We start from the raw sequence: 19877 nt of genomic DNA, 5'->3' as shown, positions 1-19877 counted from the left end.
AAATGAAACTATTAAAAACCAAATTATGCATAGCCATTCTTGGTCTAGCATCTGTTGCAGCACAAGCTGAGATTGCCGTTGTGGTTCACCCTTCTAATGCGTCAGACATCGATAGTTCTGCTTTATCACGAATTTTCTTAGGAAAATCAAAAAGCTTTAGCTCTGGAGATCAAGCGGTACCAATTAACCAAGAAGAGTCAAATAGTGCAACCGATGAATTTAACAGTAAAGTGTTAAAAAAATCAGGTAGCCAATTAAAAGCATACTGGTCAAAATTGGTATTTACTGGAAAGGGTACGCCGCCAAAAGCCGTATCTAATGATGCAGAAGTTATCAGTTTAGTATCGACAAACCCAAATCTAATCGGTTATGTAGATGCTGCATCTGTAACTGGTGACGTAAAAGTAATCGCTAAGTTTTAAGTGAGTAGGTGAATAACCTTAATTGCTTGCTTTAGTTAAATAGAAATCCGATATCAGTAATGATATCGGATTTTTTTATAGTTGAAATAAGTTAACTCTTTCACTTTTGTCGTTTCACAAAATTGAAATATTAGTTACATATAATCAATGGCAAGTATTTCTAGCGATATTAAAACTTCATGACTGTATCTATCGACGCCTCATCATTAACGCCTCAACCTGAAAGAGAGTTAAGCTATTTTTCCAAAGAACTAAGTTGGTTGTCTTTTAACGAAAGAGTATTGCAAGAAGCTGATGATGCTAAAAACCCGATAATCGAGCGCATACGTTTTTTGGGAATATATTCGAGTAATATGGATGAGTTTTATCGGGTTAGAGTTGCCAGCGTGCGTCGTAAAGTCATTATTTATAAAAATAACGGCCAACTCGATAAAGCAGAACAAGCCTTACAAGTGATGGCGGAAATAAACCAAAAAATCGCGCAAATGGCAGTGAAGTTTGATGCTATTTATAAACGCGCATTTAATGTTTTACGCAAAAATAAAATACATCTAACGGAAAAAGAAGAATTAACCTTAACCCAGATAAACTGGCTCCGAGATTTTTTTGAAAACAAAGTCTTACGTCATATCGCGCCTATTTTAATCGACAAAAAAGTAGACTTGGTTAGCCGTTTGATTGACTCGGCTACTTACTTTTATGTCGGATTATATAGGCAAGATAAACCCACCCAATATGCCACTATTGAATTACCGTCAGATAAAATGCCTCGTTTTATCGTATTACCCTCAGAAACGAAGACCAAACAAATACTGTTATTAGATGATGTATTGCAGTTGTTTTTAGAAAATATCTTCAAAGGGTTTGTTGAATTTGACTCCATTGATTCCTATTCATTTAAAATGACTCGCGACTCCGAATACTCTCTCGATGAAGGCATTGACGACAGTTATCTGGAAAAAATGTCAGACAGTATGAAACAACGATTAATCGCAGAACCTGTCAGAGTTATCTACGATGGCGCTATGCCTGAAGACATGGTTAAAAGTATGAAAAAGCATTTGAAACATGCTTCATACGACAATCTTGTTGCTGGTGGTCATATACGAAACTTTAAAGACTTTATTAACTTTCCAAACATAGGCCGAAAAAGTTTAGAAAATAAACCCATCCCAGCCATCAGCAGTAAACAGTTTACGGCATATAATACCGTCTTTGATGCAATAGCTCAGGAAGATGTGTTGTTGCATTATCCTTATCATCGATTTTTGCATTTTACCGAGTTTGTTCGCCAAGCAGCCTTTGACCCTCATGTGAAACATATTAGGATCACCATGTATAGAATTGCTAAAAACTCACGCATAGTCAGTTCATTAATTGATGCTGTTGACAACGGTAAAATGGTGACCGTGATCATGGAGTTAAGGGCAAGGTTTGACGAGCAAGCGAATATTGCTTGGGCAAAAACCATGACTAATGCGGGTGTAAAAGTAATTTTTGGTAATTCCTCTTTTAAAATCCACACAAAACTATGTGTGATCAGCCGAGAGGAACAGTCGACCCTTACCCATTATGCACATATAGGGACGGGTAACTTTAACGAAAGCACGGCTAAAATTTATACCGACTTAAGTTTATACACAGCTGATCCCATCATCACAAAAGAAGCGATTAAGGTCTTTGAATTAATTCAGCTGCCTTACCGTCAATATGAATTTAAACATTTAATGGTCTCTCCAATCAATTCCAAAGAACGTATTTTAGCGTTAATGGATAATGAAATAGCCATAGCCGCACAAGGCCGTTCTGGAGAGATTACGTTCAAAGTCAATAATTTAATAGACAGCGACATCATAGACAAACTGTATCAAGCTAGCCAAGCCGGAGTAAAAATTAGAGGTATAGTGCGGGGAATGTGCTCGTTAGTGCCAAAAATTAAAAACCTGAGTGAAAATATTCACATCATCAGTATTGTTGACCGTTTTTTAGAGCATAGTAGAGTGATGGTTTTCAATAATGATGGACAACCCAAAGTGTATATTTCTTCAGCTGATTGGATGCGTCGTAATATGCAAGACAGAATTGAAATTGGTACGCCAATATTAAACCCAACATTGGCGCAACGGATCATCCACATCTTGGAATTACAATTTAAAGATACGATGAAAGCGCGGGTGATAGATAAACACCAGTCTAATGTTTATGTGAAAAGAGGTAACAAGAAAAAACTTCGCTCACAGTTAGAAATTTATCAATACCTTAAAGGTTTAGAAAAACAAGATGGTTAACTAAATGATATCCGTGCAGAGATTAGGGATAAGGTTGTCATAAATTGAACATGAATTAGTAACATCTTTGTCACCTTAGTCTAATACGCTCACATTACTTTTATAAAACCTCTTTGGTGACGTGTGATTTCAGTTGAAAGCATAGTTGCAGAGCAGCTGCCTAAAATAGATTCAAGTAACCCATTAATAAAGTCGTCTGCATTACGTTTATTAAAATACCTGTTCCATGAGTCAGAAATGACGGAATTTGGTAAAGCTTATCCAAATTTAAATGGCATCGATTTTGTCGAAAAAGTATTAGATTATTTTGAATTTGATTACCTCATTAACGATAGAGAAAAAGCTAACCTGCCATATTCAGGTGCTGTTGTTGCCATAGCCAATCATCCTATTGGTAGTTTAGATGGCCTTGCTTTATTAAAGATGTGTACCGACATCCGCTCCGACGTAAAGATAGTGGCTAATGATCTTTTGTGGTCAATAAAACCATTACGACCTTTGTTATTGCCGGTAAACAATATGGCGGGTAATACGGCGAAATCAAACATGAAAGCCATTGAGCAACACTTAGCCTCAGGTGGCGCTTTACTGATATTCCCAGCAGGCGAAGTTTCACGTTTAGGGGTTAAAGGCGTCAAAGATGGTAAGTGGCGTAATGGCTTTTTAACCTTTGCCAAACAAGCAAAAGCCCCAATCGTTCCTATTCATATCGATGGTAAAAACTCTCTGTTTTTTTATGCGTTATCTTTATTAGCCAAACCTTTGTCTACCTTGTGGTTGATTGACGAAATGTTCAAACAGCGCAATCAAGATATACGGATTCGAATTGGGCAAGCTATTGAGTACAAAACCTATAACGAGTTAAAGATTGATAGGAAAAACTTAAAACAGTTATTTAAAAAGCAAGTCTACTCACTTGCTAAGAAAAAATATCAAACTGAATTTAAGCCATTAGTTGAGAGTGTGGCACATCCGGAAGACAGAAAAACCTTAACCAAAGAATTGAAAAACTGTGAGCTGTTAGGCCAAACTAATGACGGTAAACGCATCTATTGTTACCAGCATAAAAGTGATTCTGCCATCATGCGTGAAATCGGCCGGTTACGAGAATTTACCTTTAGGAAAGTAGGCGAAGGCAGTGGTCATAAAAGAGATTTAGATAAGTTTGATAATTATTATGACCATATCGTTTTGTGGGATAACGAACAGTATGAATTAGTTGGGGCATATCGCTTGGTTCCTATTGCGCAAGCGCGACAAAACAAAGATACAAACAAGCTTTACAGTGAAACCCTTTTTGATTTAACTAACTTAACTATTGACGTTCAACAATATGGCTTAGAGTTAGGTCGTAGCTTTGTGCAACCAGATTATTGGGGCAAACGTGGCCTAGATTATTTGTGGCAAGGTATTGGTGCTTACTTAAGAAAACATCCAGAGATTAAGTACTTAGTAGGTGCAGTCACTATGAGTAACGATTTAAACCAAGATGCCAAGGCCTGTTTAGTTCGTTTTTATCAAACGTATTTTGGCGATAAAAATAATATAGTCACAGCCAATCGCCCTTTTGAAATGACAGAAAATGATGGCATACAATTTACAGGCAATGATTACGAAACTGAGTTTAAACGGTTAAAAGACGAACTTAAAAAACATAACGCAGTGGTCCCAACATTATATAAACAATACTCTGAGTTATGTGAGCCGGGTGGTACCGCGTTTAGTGCATTTAACGTAGATCCGGATTTCTGCGATTGTATCGATGGTTTTGTTGTAACTGAGATAGCAAAATTTAAAGCGAACAAAAGGCAACGTTATTTAGAGGGGAATAAATAACAGGTAAATGCAAAAATACGGTTTAGTAATCTAGAAGTTGCGGCAGACAATCGCATACAATGATAAAGTTATTCAAAGTGGCAAGATCGGCTGGTTTTAACAGTTGATCCAATACAGACCCGCCAACATCATTGGCAATATGGTTAATATTTTTAGAGGTTCATAGACATTTGCAAGCCAGCTTAATCACCAAAACACTAGACAGCATTGAAGGCACAGATTCTACTAAAATTGCAGTATTAGACATGGGGTCTAATAGTTTTCATTTAGTGGTTGCACGAGTAATTTCTAATTCAGTACAGATCTTACACAAAACTAAAATCAAAGTGCATTTAGCGGACGGCTTATCCAAAGATAACTATTTATCTCAAGATGCGATTCACCGCGGGCTTGAAGCCTTGGAAGTGATCCAACATAGTTTGGCAGGTTTTGAACCTGAAACTGTCAGAATTGTCGCTACTTATACACTTAGAAAAGCCAAAAATGCTTTGGACTTTATTAAAGCCGCTAAAAAAATATTACCCTATCCTATAGAGATAATCGCAGGCAAAGAAGAAGCGCGCCTGATTTACAATGGTGTGGCGCATACTGAGACATTAGTAGGTAAAACTTTAGTCATTGATATTGGGGGAGGTTCTACAGAATTCGCCATTGGTGAGCAGTTTGATCCCCTTTTATTAAGAAGCATTGATGTTGGTTGCGTTAGTTTCAAACAGTTATTTTTTAAAGACGACAAAATCAAACGTAAAATGATGGATAAGGCCATTGCATATGCTCAACAGCAATTGACCTTAATTGAACAAAAGTATCTTAACTTAGGTTGGGATAAGTGCATTGGCACGTCTGGCACCATTGAAAGCATAGTGACCATTTTGAACAAAGGGTCAACTGAGGGGTTAGTCACCTTAGTTCAGTTGGAACAATTGATGGAGACCTTGATTGCCGCGACCGATGTAAACACATTAGATTTTGGTGATATAAACGAAGACAGAAAATTATTAGTTCCGGCGGGGTTAGCCATATTAATTGCTATCTTCAAAGAGTTTAATATTGAGCAAATGTCTTTTGCCTCTGCCGCCCTGCGTGAAGGTGTAATCTATGAAATGGAAGACTCATTAACTCATACTAATGTGCAAGAACGTTCTGTGCAGAGCTTAGCGAGTCGTTATGACATTGATATCAACCAAGCTAACTTAGTGTTAGATACCTGTTTTAGATTATTTAAACAGGTTAAAAAGCCATGGCAAATAAAGAGCGCAGGACTGAAACAACTGCTCGGTTGGTCCGCGTTATTACACGAAGTGGGTTTGCATATCAGCTCATCTGGGGTGCAAAAACACTCACATTACATATTAACCCATTCAGACATGCCAGGGTTTAATGCGGAACAACAACAATTATTGGCCATCCTAGCTCGGTTTCATCGAAAACGAATTAGACTGGATGAAATACCTGTTTTTAGCCAATTTAATGCTAAAGAAGTCTTATATCTGATCATCTTATTACGCTTGAGCGTTTTGCTTAATATAAAACGTCAGCAGGGCTTTTTACCTGATTTTGATGTCACAGTGATAGAAAACCAAATCACACTCAACTTTCCAGAAAACTGGTTAAATCAACGACCAATTATTGATATAAACTTAACTTTAGAAAAAGAGAAACTGGCTAAGGTTGGGATAGAGCTATTGTTTTTATAACCGCGCTTGCTTTATAGTTAGATGATTATCAAATCTAATAAAAATACCCAATAACCTCGCGGTTATTGGGTATTTTTAATGTTAATTAACAAGCACTTTGCCATTTAATTGGTGATTGGTTATTAATAACCTGCGGCTTCTAATTCTGCACCTAATACACGTTGGCGCCACTCAATATAATCCTTAATAGAAATATCACCCTTATCACAAGGTTCATGTTCACTAAGGCCTAACGAGGTTTCATTATAATCGATGTCGCATTCACCTTTTATACTGATGTCCGCGTCTAAAATGGTGTCTTTAATCAAGTCATTGCGTTTACTTAACTCATCTTTTAATTTGCCTTCCCAATTTAATTGGTTAGCTAATAGACTTTTAACCTCTTTATATAAAGTGGCTTTGTTTTCATTGTTTGAGAAAACAATGGTCCAAAGAATGGGATCCATCCAATCTGATGTGTTTTCAATCCAACCGGTATTGTCATCGTTGGAAAATATTTTAGTATCCGCTATGTTTTGGAATTTTATTGAATCTCCCCAATAGTCTGGGTGACGGTCGCGGAAACTGAAGTCGTAATCGTAAACAAGGTAATTCCACTTTTCAGTGAGTGGATTGAAATATAAATAATAATTGTTACCGACACGGGCATAATGATCCGCTGCCCCTGTAACAATATCCACCGCTTGCGCTTTAATAAAACCTAATACATTAAACTGTTCATTAAGCTCTACAGCCGTAGGATTACTTTGCAGAAATAACATAAACGCCTGTAAATCAACACGTGCTTCGCCAATTGACTTTTTCTTCTCTTTTAAGTCATAAGTTGGTCGGTAAGGTGCAAATTGTGACACTTCCCCACCATTATTAATGTCACTATTAACAAAAGTAGGATTCAGATAATTATCAAAACCTAACCACTCTTCTCTACTGACAGGATCCGACTGTTCAACACCAATACGACAGAAGTCGTCATTGATGTAGCCTGTGTTGAGCTTGTCATCATCTTCATAAGGTAGGCATGTTTCGTCTACGGTTTCGTTAAGATCACCACCACCGACTTTAAATAAATAACCGTTTTTACCAAAGAAACGTTTTAAATAAGGTTTATCAATAGGTTCTTCTACCATATAAACCCCCATATTGTAGGTCTGCGGTAGGTCTTTGTTAAACAAGCTTTGATCGGGTTCACCCGTGATCACAAGCTCGATAGCTGCATAAGCCATGCGTGAAGTAGGTACGCCAATTTGAGTTAAAATATCGTGGCTAAGCAGTTCTCGCGCGTAACTTGGATCATCTTTATTAAACTTAAAATTAAGCTTTTCTATGCCTTTAAGCGCTCGGTCATCATTCTCAGGAACTTCAGGGTGGTCTAAAGAAACACGTTTCCAGCATGGGTTACCAGAAACCGCAGCGGGATTTCCAGTTTCATCGATACAAGCATACACACTTTCGTCTTCATCAAACTTTTCAGAAAATTTAAGCGAGAAATGAAAACGGTTAGGCTGACCTTCATCGGATTTAGTTTCTGAGTCATAACGGATCCAATGTTCTGGCCATTGTCTGCTATTGTTGCCTCGCATTTTAAAACCGACATTATCTAACGTGTCGAGAACTTCATTGGTAGTGGCATCCACTCGCTCTACGTTTACTTTTCTATAAACTTCACTATGGGTCCACAAATTACTACGCGAATCATCTCCAGAGTCTCTATTGTCATAACGAGCTCGCTTAGTATCTAAAACAAAAGCATCCCACTCTTCCATAGTTATGGTGATTCTATATTTATGTAAAACATTAATATCAAACAATTCAGCACTTTCGTCATCGGCACAAAGAATGTTAATAATAGAAGCTGGGCCATTACTTATCCCACTACCATCTATTACTTCACATTCTTGTCGAGCAGGCTCACGTTTAATTGCAAGTTCATAAGGATGTTTATAATCCACTTGCTCTGTAAATGTATAATCACCATTACCTTTGATAGTTAAAGTTTGTTCGCTGTCGTCATCCTCATTCAAAACAACATCAAAATCATAAAGATCTGATGCGCCGGTGACACGAAATGAAATAGTTGTGTTTTCAATTTCATGAACTCTTAAAGAAAAAGGAGAAAGGCTAGCAGTCAACTCGCCATCAGAGATAGTGATAGTAATATTATCAGTTGTACCAAGTTGGCTGGCGTCACCTGATAAAACTCCTGTTGTGTTATCAAAGTCTGCCCAGCTAGGCTTGTTTTCTATCGAAAATGTAACGGGATCTTCATTTGGGTCAGAAAAGGTAGGGACAAACTGATAGTTTTCCCCAACCGTGACATGCTCTACAGGTGAACCGTCAATGGTGGGTGCTAAATTGATTTCTTGTTCTACTATTTTGTCGTCACTTTCACAACCCATTAAAACCAAACAAAGTGCAAAGGCGGTAAGAGTTTTTGTGTATTCCATTATCATTATGATGTGCCTAACGTTAAGTAATTTGTGTTAACGATATTTGATGGCAGGAATAATTCCGCAGACAAAATCAGATACCGTTTACAATTTTTATATAAACCGTGATATTCAATCAGTTAAGGAAGGAGTGATTGAGGTAAGGTCGCTATTATTGAATAACCCATCAGTCTACCTATAAAAACGATTAATTAAAGACTAATCGGATGATTAATAATTAACAGGAGGAAATAATATATTGAGCGAGATCAATCATTTCCTAATCCTTTGTTAGCTTGCAGTTTATTTATCGAACAAAAACCGTATAATGCCGCTCCCAATATCCACAATGCTCTGGGTTTACGACTCAGGGGGCAAAGAGGAAGACAATATGTCATCACAAGTAGTAGTGTGCGCAATGTATAAGTTTGTGCGCTTAGAAAATTATCAAGAATTACGTCAACCATTACAAAAAACAATGGAAGACAATCAAGTTAAAGGTACGCTGTTATTAGCCGAAGAAGGCATTAACGGTACTGTTGCAGGCTCTCGTGAAGGGATTGATGCCGTACTCGCTTGGTTACAACAAGACCCGCGTTTGGCTGGTATTTCTCATAAAGAAAGTTTTGATGACAGCATGCCGTTTTACCGTACTAAAGTGAAACTGAAAAAAGAAATTGTGACTATGGGTGTTGAAGGTATTGATCCTTTGCAGGTAGTTGGTACTTACGTAAAGCCAAAAGACTGGAACGACCTTATCTCAGATCCAGATGTGGTTTTGGTGGATACTCGTAACGATTACGAAATCCAAATAGGTACGTTTAAAGGGGCTGTAAATCCAAAAACAGAAACTTTTAGAGAATTTCCAGAATACGTAGCTAAAAACTTAGATCCGGCAAAAAACAAAAAAGTCGCGATGTTTTGTACTGGCGGAATACGTTGTGAAAAATCCACAGCATACATGAAAGAGCAAGGTTTTGAAGAGGTATATCACCTTGAAGGTGGCATTTTAAAATACTTAGAAGAAGTACCACAAGAAGAAACTATGTGGGAAGGAGACTGCTTTGTATTTGATAATCGAGTCGCGGTTGATCATAGCCTAGAAAAAGGTAAGTACGATCAATGTCACGCTTGTCGTATGCCAATTACACAAGAAGAAATGCAATCTGAACATTATGTAATGGGCATCTCTTGTCCACATTGTGTAGACAAAGTCACCGACGAGCAGCGCGCCCGTTTTGCAGAACGTCAGAAACAAATTGAATTAGCAAAACAACGGGGTGAGGAACATATTGGCTCTGACGCAACAGAGGCATTATTACGTCGTCAACAAGAAAAAAAACAACTAAAAGAACAAGCCAGAGCAAAACAAAAATAAGTTGGTTTTCTGATTGATTAATATAAAAAAGCGGATTTTTAAATCCGCTTTTTTTGTGTTGAAACGGGTATAAATATTAGGTCTTCTAATCCAAATGACATCTAATATTTTTAAGCCGTTGTACAAAACCCAAACTATAAACCATAATATTATATGATTTATATCAATTGTTTAAATACCTAACACGCTATGATTTAGTTTGTATTTTATTCATCAATCTTACTTTCTGGGACTAAATAGAAGCTAAACATGTCTATTATTAAGCACTTCACATTTATTACTGTTTTATTGCTGACGTTGAGCAGTGAAGCCGCGAATGAAAAAAATGTAGTCTTACAATTGAAATGGAAACATCAATTTCAATTTGCCGGATATTATGCCGCTAAATATAAAGGATTTTATAAGGATGCTGGCCTTCAGGTTGAGATTAGAGAGCGGGATATTAAGTCTTCGCCATTAGAAGACGTATTGGCAGGCCGAGCGACATTTGGTATTTCTGACTCTAGCCTTGTTTTACAGCGATTACATAATAAACCATTAGTGATTACGTCAACGGTATTTCAACACAGTCCGTTAGTGTTTATGGCCAAAGCAAGTAGCGGTATAAGGAATGTTTCGGATTTAATAGGCAAAAGAATTATGTTTCAAAGGGGCGTTGATGACGCGTCTTTACTGGCTATGTTTTCTATTGTTGGAATTAATAACAAAGACTACCAATTCATCAAACATAACTTCGATAATATGGCGTTAATGAAGGATTATACAGATGTTATGTCGGCGTATTTAACCAATCAGCCCAACTTATATAGGGCTATGGGGGAAGAAGTAGTGATATTTGATCCGGTTAATTACGGGATCGACTTTTATGGAGATTTAATATTCACCTCTGAAGAGGTAATAAAAAATGACCTAGCTAGCGTAGATGCATTCACCCAAGCATCATTAAAAGGGTGGTTATATGCGATGGACCATCCGGTAGAAATTGTTGATTTAATTATCCAACAGTATAACCCTAGCCTGCTTAGAGACACATTATTACAAGAGGCAATGCAAACTAAAAAGTTAATTAACGCTCATTTAATACCAATAGGCACGATTAACAATATACGTTTTGAACGCATAAGCGAAACGTATAAATCATTAGACATGGCCCCCATTGGCAGTGAATTAACCGGATTAACGCTTGATGAATACCGAACCGACACCCAAGTATTTTTAGGTAAATGGGGCATTATTATAGGTGTGGTCATCATTACCTTATTTGTTTTATTGATGTTTTTTTATTACTTAAATCGAAAATTAAATGAAAGAGTAAAAGAAAGAACCTCAGCGTTAAAAGATTCAAATAAATTACTAGAGCAACATGTTGAGAATATTAAACAGAAAAACGAAGCGTTAAAATCGGCAATGTTACAGGTTAATCAGGCCAACGAAGCTAAAAGTACATTTTTGGCAAACATGAGTCATGAAATCAGAACACCAATGAATGGAATCTTTGGTTCATTACAATTATTAGAACAAATGCCGTTAGATAAACTTGCCCATGAACTCATAGAAAGCGCTTCTTTTTCAACCAAGAACTTACTGGTCATTATTAATGATATTTTGGACTTCTCAAAGATAGAGGCCGGCAAGTTAAATGTGTCAGATGTGCCGTTTGATTTATATAAGGTTTTAAGCTCTTTACAACAAGATGTGCAACCTCTGGTTGAAAATAAAGATGTCACTTTTTTAATTAATGTTACTAGCGGTACTCATCAATATTGGAGAGGTGATCCTGTTCGCGTAAAACAAATACTAATTAATATGGTATCCAATGCGATTAAATTTACGGAAGAAGGGACCGTTGTTGTAAATATTGAAGATAAACAAGGTTTACATATTGATGTTATCGATACTGGTATAGGTATGGATGCAGATATGATGTCTAGATTGTTTGGTCGATTTGAACAAGCGGATAGTTCAACAACCAGAAAAAATGGTGGAACCGGTCTTGGGTTTTCGATAACACGTTCTTTAGTTGAACTGATGGGAGGGAAAATGTCGGTTGTAAGTAAAGTTAAGCAAGGCACGACAATAAACATGTTTCTGCCACTGAAGCAGGCCAAGTTTGAGGACATGGTTCATAAAGAATTACCGCACATCAAGCTGTTAAAAACTAAAAAAGTGTTACTGGCAGAAGATAATAAAATTAATCAAATAGTCGCAGTGAAAATGTTGGAATCAATAGGTGTGCAAGTGACGGTCGTTGATAATGGACAGTTAGCTTTGGATGCGGTTCAAAAGCAAGATTTTGATTTAGTATTAATGGATATTCAAATGCCGGTTATGGATGGGCTAGCAGCTTGTACTGAGCTTAGAAAAACACATAAAGACTTACCTATCGTTGCATTAACAGCAAATGTAATGTCAGACGATATACTGAAATACAAACAAGAGGGTTTTAACGATCATGTGGGTAAACCTATTGATCAAGCATACTTATTAAAAGTGTTAGCCCAATATTTATCAGATTAATCATTAAACTAACTCCACATTACCATTACAGCAGCCACTGAAATTAATGCTAAACCAATTAATTCGTTTTGTTTAACTGGCTGTTTTAACCAGAAGACAGATAACAGAATAGTAAATAATACTTCTATTTGTCCTACGGTTTTTACATAAGCAACATACTGTAACGCCATTGCACTGAACCAACCTATAGATCCAATGCAACTAGTGAAGCTAATAGCTAAAGTCATTTTTTTGTGTTGTTTAAGCTGAACTACCGTTTCTGGCTCACGGTAAGCAATATAACTAACTAATAAAATAGTTTGTAAACATAATACCCATAACAACACCCAAGCGGCACTAAATGGAAAAGGCACTTCAAGTTGTAAACTGGCCTCACGTACAAATAATGAAGTCAGTGCAAAACAAGTTCCAGAGGCTAATCCAATGAATACAGTTTTAATATTTAATGAGCCTTTATTTGTAAAACCGCTTAAAACAAATACCGCAGATGTTCCAATAACTATTCCCAACCAACCTAACGCGGATAATTGGCTGCCAAAAAATAACATGCCCAATACGCCCGCTACCAAAGCTTCACTTTTGGCTAAACCAGATCCAACTGCAAAGTTTTTTTGTTTAAATAAAATCACCATTAAGGAGGTTGCAAATATCTGCATTATTGAGGCAATAACTATATACAGCACAAAGGGTTGGTTAAAGGTTGGAATAACCTGTGGGTTCACCCAATACAAAACTGCGAGATAAGTTGCAGCTATCGGGGTAGCAAAAATAAAACGGGCTAAGGTCACGCCAGAAGTCGTGACATCCTTACTGAATTTACTTTGTAATGCATTGCGCCATGTTTGCATAAAGGCAGCTAATACGGTGAAAAATATCCAACTCAAAATATACAGTCTATCTAAGTATTGTCATTGTGGTTACAGGTTATCGGGTTGTGCGATTAGTGCAAGGTTTTGCTGAGAGCGTTAGGCTATATGTAATATGTTAATGAAGCTAATCAGGTATGTTTTGTTTAAGTTAAAAAATTGTTAATTAATAAAACACCTGATAAGTTATTGCCCACCTGAGACCTCCAATATTTGTTCAATCGATGTGATGGTTCTTTAGTTATTCGCAATATTCAAATAAATAAGAGCAAACAATATGACAGAGACCAGCACCACATTTTTAGATTTAGCGTTATCAAAAAAAGTAGCTAGGTCTGCCCTTAAGGTATCAATTCTAGTCGGTACGCTACTTGCGTTGATAAATCATGGTGCTGCATTTGTTAATATGGAATTTTCAACTGATAGAATTGCCCAGGTATTACTGACGTATTTGGTACCTTATTGCGTTTCAACCTATTCGTCCGTTAAGGCAATTCAAGGTCATGCAGAAAAAATCCAAGACTAACATAGTCAGAAATAATGGTATCTATGCTTGACTCGTGTACACGTTGAACGGGAAGTAATGTAGTAAAAACTTGATTAAATTTTATACTGTGCTTTATTATAAGAGTCCAAATTTTATGGATCAGTGGTTGGATACTACAGTGTAAAAGGATCAGGGATTTGAAATTATATTTTTACATATTAATCAGTTTGTTTTTGCTTTATATCCTCGGTTATCAAGTCAACGCCATTTCTTCATCTGGTCGTGTAAATGATGTTTTCACACTTAAGTTTTTAGGCTTAGTCTGTAGCGCTATATATTTTATTTCAGTCAGTATTGTGTTGATTAGGGTTTCCTATTTCAAAAAAAATGATTAATTCTACAATGCCATATACAGAGTCATTTGCTCGCCTGTATTTGGTTTTAGCCACATTGGGCATAATCTAAATGGAGTGTTTTACAATGGATTCAAATATCGATTTTTCTAATTATACGTTACATGAGTTACAGTCTTCAGCAAAAGCAATTGATAGGGAACTCTACCCTGAAAGAGCAAAATTAATCGATGAACTCATACAGCAAAAACAACAAGAGCCTGAGTATAAAGAAAGTGAAGTTGTTGCCGGAGAAATGGCTTCTAGAGGCCATAGATTCGCGGCTGCAATTGTGGATTTGTTAATTGTACTTATCGTGTTTATTCCTTATTTTATTTATTATGGTTTTGAAAAAATTGAAGAAGATACCCTTGAAATAATAGTGACTTCATTTCTTTATGGCGCGTTAAGTACGTTGATCATACATGGGTACCTGCTTTACACGTATGGGCAAACGGTAGGTAAATATTATATGGGAATACGGATAGAAAATTTAGATGGCACACAAGCTTCATTTAGCAAGATTTTTTTTCAACGTATCTTACCTATGCAATTGATTAGTTTGGTTCCGGTTGTTGGCCAGTATATTTCTGGCATAATCAATCCGTTATTTATCTTTGGCAAACAACAACGTTGTTTACATGATTATATTGCCAAAACTAAAGTGAGTTACGTAGATATCGATAATCAAACGTCAGCGTAATAATTCGTTTGTTCAATGGTCAGTGTCATTGTTGTATATCTAAACTTTTTGAGAAGGTGGGAATATGGAGAAAGCACTAGAAACGATGATCAATAACATGCCTGAAAAAACGGGTAAGTCATTAGATCAATGGATGAAGATCTTAGCTTCCAAGCGTTTTGAAAAACATTCACATGCAGTGACGTTTCTTAAAACTGAACATCAAGTGACGCATGGTTTTGCTAATACCATAGTCACACTTTTTCAAAATCAATCGAGTGACCAAGAAAAAACATCCGAACATCTAATTAGCGATCAATACACAGGTAAAGAGTCACTGTTGCCGTTATATGAAAAACTGATAGATATCGTGACCCAGTTTGGTAACGACGTTGTGATCACCGCAAAAAAAACCAGCGTCAGTATTATTAGAAAAAATCAATTTGCGCTAATTAAACCCGCAACAAAAAGCAGGATAGATCTAGGTCTAAAACTCAAAGGAATAGAGGTACAAGGTAAGTTAGAAAACTCTGGTCCTTTTGGCACTATGTGTACGCATAGGATCCAATTAAAGAGCATGACTGATATCGACGACGAAGTTAAAAAGTGGTTAATATTGGCCTATCAGAAGTCAGTATAACCTAATAAGTTAATTGAACAGAATTAGGTTTAACTTGGCTTAACACTAGTTACGGTTAATCGCCTAATTCTGCTATCACAAAGTCAATAAAGCTACGAACCTTACTCGACATATGTTTACGGCTTGGGTAAACCAAATGAACGTCTATATCAATTTTAGGGTAATCCTCAAATAGCTCGACTAACATGTTTTTCTCAATTTCATCTGTTAGGTGAAATAAAGGGATCCGAGTTATTCCTTTACCTGCAATGCAAAGTGCAAGATTCATCTCTCCGCTGTTAGTGACAACTTGGCTATCAACATTTACTTGGGTAGGTCGCCCGTCTTTGTCTGTGTATGTCCAAAGTTTTGGTTGTTTTATATAAGCATAACTTATGGTTTGATGATGCACTAAATCACTGGGTTTTTTGGGTAATCCATTTTTTCTTAGATAACTTGGAGCCGCTACCGTAATAGCTTGTGAGCTCATAAAACGTCGACTTATTAAGCTAGAATCTTCTAATTGCACAGAGGCTCTGATCACAACATCGTAACCTTCTGCCACCATGTCTACCTTGCGGTCCGTTAGCTCTAACTCCAGTTGAACGCCTTTATATAGACTTGTGAATTTAGCCAACACAGGACGCAACTTAGATAAACCAATGTTTACTGGGCAGCTTACACGTAACAAACCTTTCGGTTTTTGTTGTTGTCCGGTCATAAACTGTTCTGCTTGTTCGGCGTCGTTTACAATTTGTTGGCATTGTTGGTAGTAAACCTCGCCTTCAGGAGTAAGGCTTAACGAGCGAGTGGTTCGATTTAGTAGACGTATGCCCAAACGTTCTTCTAATTTGGATATCTCTTTACTGATATAAGAGGTGGAATGTCCGCTTATTTCAGCGGCTTTGGTAAAACTGCCATTGGAGACAACTTCAACAAAAGCGACAATACCTTCTAATAACTTAAAACTAGCTGACATAGACAATCCAAATAAACCTTAAGGTGCATAAGTGTAAATGTAATTTGATTAACTGTTAAATGGAAATAATAAAACTGTGTAACTTATACAAAGTTAACACTGGAAAATATTTAGTTAACACTTGGTAATCTTCTTGGTAGATTGACACGCTCAATACACACTTGGGGGCAAGATGAAAATAATAAGACCACAACAGTTTACCGGCGATAAAGCTTGGCAGGCATTAGACATTGCCAATATGCAAGGCATTACCACTCGGCTACATTGGACAGACCAACCTTATAAATGGCATGTCAATGATGGTGAAGAAGTGTTTGTCGTATTAGATGGTCAAGTCAAGATGTTGTATAAACAAGCCGGTGCGGAACATTCGGCTTTATTAGAAGTAGGCGATATTTTTTATGCGAGCGTTGGCACTGAGCATGTTGCTCATCCTCAGGGGGAAGCTCGAATTTTAGTAATAGAAAAACAAGGAAGTGTGTAAATGAACATTAATCCTTCTGAACGATTAAGTTATAAGTTGATGACGGAAAAAGACGCACCGCTTTTATTCGAACTCGATCAGGACGTTAAGGTCATGCGTTATATAAACGGTGGTAAAAAGTCGACAATGGACGACATCAAACACCGTTTTATTCCTCGTTTAAATAGCTTTAGTAACCATCAGCAAGGTTGGGGGTTATGGCAGGTTAACGTAACACAAACCAATCAATTTATTGGCTGGATTTTAGTAAGACCTATGTCATTTTTTAGTGACTCACCGGAGTTGGATAATTTAGAGCTAGGTTGGCGTTTTAAACAAGATAGTTGGGGGCAAGGATATGCAACGGAAGCCGCGGTAACGGTTAAACAAGCGTTAATCCAAAGCGGATTTACCGGTAAATTTAGTGCCATCGCCGACCCTGATAATGTTGGTTCTATTAATATCATGAAAAAAATTGGCATGCAGTTTATTGAAAAAACCTTACATAAGGACCCGTTGGGTGACTCTGTAGTTGTTTATTACCAATGCATTCGCTGATTTACTTTTAGACAATGTTTGTTAAAATAACATCTTAAATCAAACGATGTGGGGACGACCTCACCGCTCTATTTTATCAGGGGACGACCCCTACTTATTATAGAGAGTCTATATGTATTGGTTTATCTTATTTATTGCAGGGGTTTTGGAAGCTGGCTGGTTAGTGAGTATTCAAAAGTCCGAATCTTTTACTAATATCCCCTATGTTATTTGCGGTGTGCTTTCCATGACACTTAGCTTAGTCTTGTTTTCAATAGCATTAAAAGAGATCCCGATTAACTTGGCTTATTTAGTATGGTTGGCGGTCGGTGCATCGGCGATATCTATTATTAATCATTACTTTTTTAACCAAGCGCTGTCGGTGCCACAAATTATATGTTTGTGTTTGATATTTATTGGCGTAGTGGGCTTAAAGTTATTTAGTTAACGGCCAAACAGATACGTTATCTAGTTACTTTATGCGGTAAGACTAGATAACGTTTTATCAGAAACTTTGTTTAATGTACTGTGATCATATGAAAGATGATCCAAGCTAAGGTTATCATCAACATGATATAAGCGAACGACGTATAATAATGTGGTGAACCGGTGTCAGAAGCTTGCATGGTTCGCTGTTTTTTACTGAGTGCAATATCATGATGTTCATTTTCGTTGAGGGCTAGTGACTCTTGTTTTGCATCTAGTTTTTTGCGCTTTTTATCTAAATCTCTTGCTTTGGCTTTTTGACGTTTTTTATATTCCGTGATGCCCTTTTCAATACCTTTGGCAATGAGCTTAGTTTGTTCTTTGGTTTGATTTGGCTTTTGCGTCGCCTTGGCAATTTGTAAGGCTTGATTTTCCGTTTGTTCTGATATGGAATTTTTAGTCATGTGTTACTTTTTTAATCCAAAATATGTGAAGAGGTTTTATGCGTCCTAAGAATACGTTAACTTATACCTTTTCGCATTATTAATCTTATGGGGCTGTATGTTAGAAGACGCGTTGTATTTGTTTGATCCAAACCAAGATTATTTTAGTCAGTTAGTAGCGGTTATCGCCATATTATCTGGTGTGGTTGTGTTGCGTTTGTTTAAGTCTAAGTTGAACAATCAAACATCTGGAACATTTCTAAGTGTTTGTATAGGCGCTATTTATACCCCAGCAAAGTTTTTGTTGATGACTAGTGCCATCTGGTCATTAATTGAAACCAGTGACGTTATATTCTCATTCAACTTGGGATTAGATGAATATGCGGTTTTACAAATACTAATTGCCCTACATGTGAGTTGGTATGGTTTCAGGATTATTAACAACTACGAAAGACTCAGTTTGTCAGGCGATGGTAGCGGTTCGTTAGATCAAACGGCGGTTATTGGGTTAGCTAAAATAGGCCGATTATTGTTAACGTTAATTTTAGTCATTGTTGCTTTTGACCTGTTAGGTTTAGATGCGACAGGCCTGATTGCGATGGGGAGTGTATCAGGTGCAGCATTAGCGTTTGCCTCTAAAGACTTAGTCTCCAACTGGTTTGGTGGCATTATGTTGTACTTAGATAAACCGTTTCAAGTGGGTGACTGGATACGATCACCAGATCGAGAAATAGAAGGCACCGTAGAATATATAGGATGGCGCATCACAAAAATCCGTGCGTTTGATAAACGTCCTTTGTATGTTCCAAATTCAGCATTTAACAATATTACCGTGCAAAACCCATCACGTATGACCCACAGACGTATTCAAGAAACGATTACAATACGATATGACGATATGAATTTAGTGAAAAATATTGTCGATGACATCACCAAATATTTAACTGAGTCTGAGCTGGTGGCGCAAGACCAAACCATTATTGTAAATTTTAATGGTTATGGTGCATCATCATTAAATATCTTGGTTTATTGTATGACCATCACCACAGATTGGGTGACCTTTCATCAACATAAACAAAAAGTGTTGTTAGACATTGGGGATTTAATACTAGAGCTTGGTGGTGAGTTTGCTTATCCAACTCAAAGGCTGCAGTTAGAGCAGGCTGAGTCTTAATTTGGGAGTGAGTATTTAGGTTTTAATGTAAAAAAAGAGCGCATATCAATGCGCTCTTTTTTGTTGTTAACCAAACTTATTTTTTGCTTGAGTCGTAATCTTGTTCTATAACGTTTAACTCTTTCAGTTTCGTTTCTAGTTTATCAACTTGTGTCTTTGATATAATGCCGAAAATGAACCCCATTACGCCCATCGACATGCCCATAATCCCAAAGATAAATCCTAAATTTTCCATATTTACTCCT

General features: G+C 37.0%; 18 protein-coding genes. 13 read left to right on the top strand and 5 right to left on the bottom strand.

Translation table 11 applies throughout. The annotated features are described in order from the left end of the window. Positions 1–2: 2 nt before the first annotated feature. The 4 genes from KO505_RS09190 to KO505_RS09175 all read left to right on the top strand — a co-directional run bounded on the left by KO505_RS09190 (position 3) and on the right by KO505_RS09175 (position 6243). Positions 3–422, top strand: coding sequence for a phosphate ABC transporter substrate-binding protein (locus tag KO505_RS09190; protein ID WP_216055158.1), 420 nt, complete (start codon positions 3–5; stop codon positions 420–422). 179 nt (positions 423–601) lie between these two features. Continuing rightward, positions 602–2710: a polyphosphate kinase 1 gene (gene ppk1, locus KO505_RS09185; RefSeq protein ID WP_216055157.1), complete on the top strand. Its 2109-nt coding sequence runs from the start codon at positions 602–604 to the stop codon at positions 2708–2710. 123 nt (positions 2711–2833) lie between these two features. Beyond that, positions 2834–4546, top strand: coding sequence for a lysophospholipid acyltransferase family protein (locus tag KO505_RS09180; RefSeq protein ID WP_216055156.1), 1713 nt, complete (start codon positions 2834–2836; stop codon positions 4544–4546). Positions 4547–4716: 170 nt separating this feature from the next. Continuing rightward, positions 4717–6243, top strand: a complete 1527-nt coding sequence (locus KO505_RS09175; RefSeq protein ID WP_252731728.1) for an exopolyphosphatase — start codon at positions 4717–4719, stop codon at positions 6241–6243. A 122-nt stretch (positions 6244–6365) separates the two neighbouring features. Here the strand turns inward: KO505_RS09175 and KO505_RS09170 are convergent, their stop codons facing one another. Continuing rightward, positions 6366–8687 (bottom strand): CotH kinase family protein, encoded by a 2322-nt coding sequence (locus KO505_RS09170; RefSeq protein WP_216055155.1) that lies wholly within the window; start codon positions 8685–8687, stop codon positions 6366–6368. A 373-nt stretch (positions 8688–9060) separates the two neighbouring features. On the opposite strand from KO505_RS09170, the gene KO505_RS09165 reads away from it, so the two are divergent. Together KO505_RS09165 and KO505_RS09160 are read left to right on the top strand one after the other, a co-directional pair. Continuing rightward, positions 9061–10047 carry a rhodanese-related sulfurtransferase gene (locus tag KO505_RS09165; RefSeq protein ID WP_216055154.1) on the top strand — a complete coding sequence of 329 codons (987 nt, stop codon included), beginning with the start codon at positions 9061–9063 and terminating at the stop codon, positions 10045–10047. 249 nt (positions 10048–10296) lie between these two features. After that, a complete protein-coding gene (locus KO505_RS09160) occupies positions 10297–12564 on the top strand; it encodes an ABC transporter substrate-binding protein (protein ID WP_216055153.1) in 2268 nt (755 codons plus the stop codon). Between the two features lie 8 nt (positions 12565–12572). Here KO505_RS09160 and KO505_RS09155 read toward each other — a convergent pair whose 3' ends face one another. Beyond that, positions 12573–13448 carry a DMT family transporter gene (locus KO505_RS09155; RefSeq protein WP_252731727.1) on the bottom strand — a complete coding sequence of 292 codons (876 nt, stop codon included), beginning with the start codon at positions 13446–13448 and terminating at the stop codon, positions 12573–12575. A gap of 259 nt (positions 13449–13707) precedes the next feature. Here KO505_RS09155 and nrtS point away from each other — a divergent pair, with 259 nt between their 5' ends. The 3 genes from nrtS (at position 13708) to KO505_RS09140 (ending at position 15631) form a co-directional block, all read left to right on the top strand. Then, entirely contained in the window at positions 13708–13956 is a 249-nt protein-coding gene (nrtS, locus tag KO505_RS09150) for a nitrate/nitrite transporter NrtS (protein ID WP_216055152.1), read from the top strand. 441 nt (positions 13957–14397) lie between these two features. After that, positions 14398–15012 (top strand): RDD family protein, encoded by a 615-nt coding sequence (locus tag KO505_RS09145; protein ID WP_216055151.1) that lies wholly within the window; start codon positions 14398–14400, stop codon positions 15010–15012. 64 nt (positions 15013–15076) lie between these two features. Then, the gene (locus KO505_RS09140; protein ID WP_216055150.1) at positions 15077–15631 is read left to right on the top strand and encodes a DUF5655 domain-containing protein; all 555 of its coding nucleotides are present in this window, start codon (positions 15077–15079) and stop codon (positions 15629–15631) included. A gap of 55 nt (positions 15632–15686) precedes the next feature. On the opposite strand, the gene KO505_RS09135 is transcribed toward KO505_RS09140, so the two are convergent. After that, on the bottom strand, positions 15687–16589 hold the full coding sequence (locus tag KO505_RS09135; RefSeq protein WP_216055149.1) for a LysR family transcriptional regulator: 903 nt from the start codon (positions 16587–16589) through the stop codon (positions 15687–15689). A 172-nt stretch (positions 16590–16761) separates the two neighbouring features. On the opposite strand from KO505_RS09135, the gene KO505_RS09130 reads away from it, so the two are divergent. The 3 genes from KO505_RS09130 (at position 16762) to KO505_RS09120 (ending at position 18037) form a co-directional block, all read left to right on the top strand. Continuing rightward, on the top strand, positions 16762–17073 hold the full coding sequence (locus KO505_RS09130; protein ID WP_216055148.1) for a cupin: 312 nt from the start codon (positions 16762–16764) through the stop codon (positions 17071–17073). Next, positions 17074–17610 carry a GNAT family N-acetyltransferase gene (locus tag KO505_RS09125; protein WP_216055147.1) on the top strand — a complete coding sequence of 179 codons (537 nt, stop codon included), beginning with the start codon at positions 17074–17076 and terminating at the stop codon, positions 17608–17610. It abuts the gene before it with no gap. Between the two features lie 112 nt (positions 17611–17722). Continuing rightward, positions 17723–18037, top strand: a complete 315-nt coding sequence (locus KO505_RS09120; RefSeq protein ID WP_216055146.1) for a multidrug efflux SMR transporter — start codon at positions 17723–17725, stop codon at positions 18035–18037. 70 nt (positions 18038–18107) lie between these two features. On the opposite strand, the gene KO505_RS09115 is transcribed toward KO505_RS09120, so the two are convergent. Further along, entirely contained in the window at positions 18108–18479 is a 372-nt protein-coding gene (locus tag KO505_RS09115; protein WP_216055145.1) for a DUF2956 domain-containing protein, read from the bottom strand. A 97-nt stretch (positions 18480–18576) separates the two neighbouring features. Between KO505_RS09115 and KO505_RS09110 the strand changes: the two genes are divergently transcribed. Beyond that, entirely contained in the window at positions 18577–19632 is a 1056-nt protein-coding gene (locus KO505_RS09110) for a mechanosensitive ion channel family protein (protein ID WP_216055144.1), read from the top strand. Positions 19633–19708: 76 nt separating this feature from the next. On the opposite strand, the gene KO505_RS09105 is transcribed toward KO505_RS09110, so the two are convergent. After that, positions 19709–19867: a hypothetical protein gene (locus KO505_RS09105; RefSeq protein ID WP_216055143.1), complete on the bottom strand. Its 159-nt coding sequence runs from the start codon at positions 19865–19867 to the stop codon at positions 19709–19711. Positions 19868–19877 lie beyond the last annotated feature (10 nt).

This window comes from Psychrosphaera sp. F3M07, assembly GCF_018860345.1.
Lineage (GTDB): Bacteria > Pseudomonadota > Gammaproteobacteria > Enterobacterales > Alteromonadaceae > Psychrosphaera > Psychrosphaera aquimarina.
The sequence above is the reverse complement of the archived record's forward strand: the minus strand, read 5'-3'. Positions and strand labels throughout refer to the sequence as shown.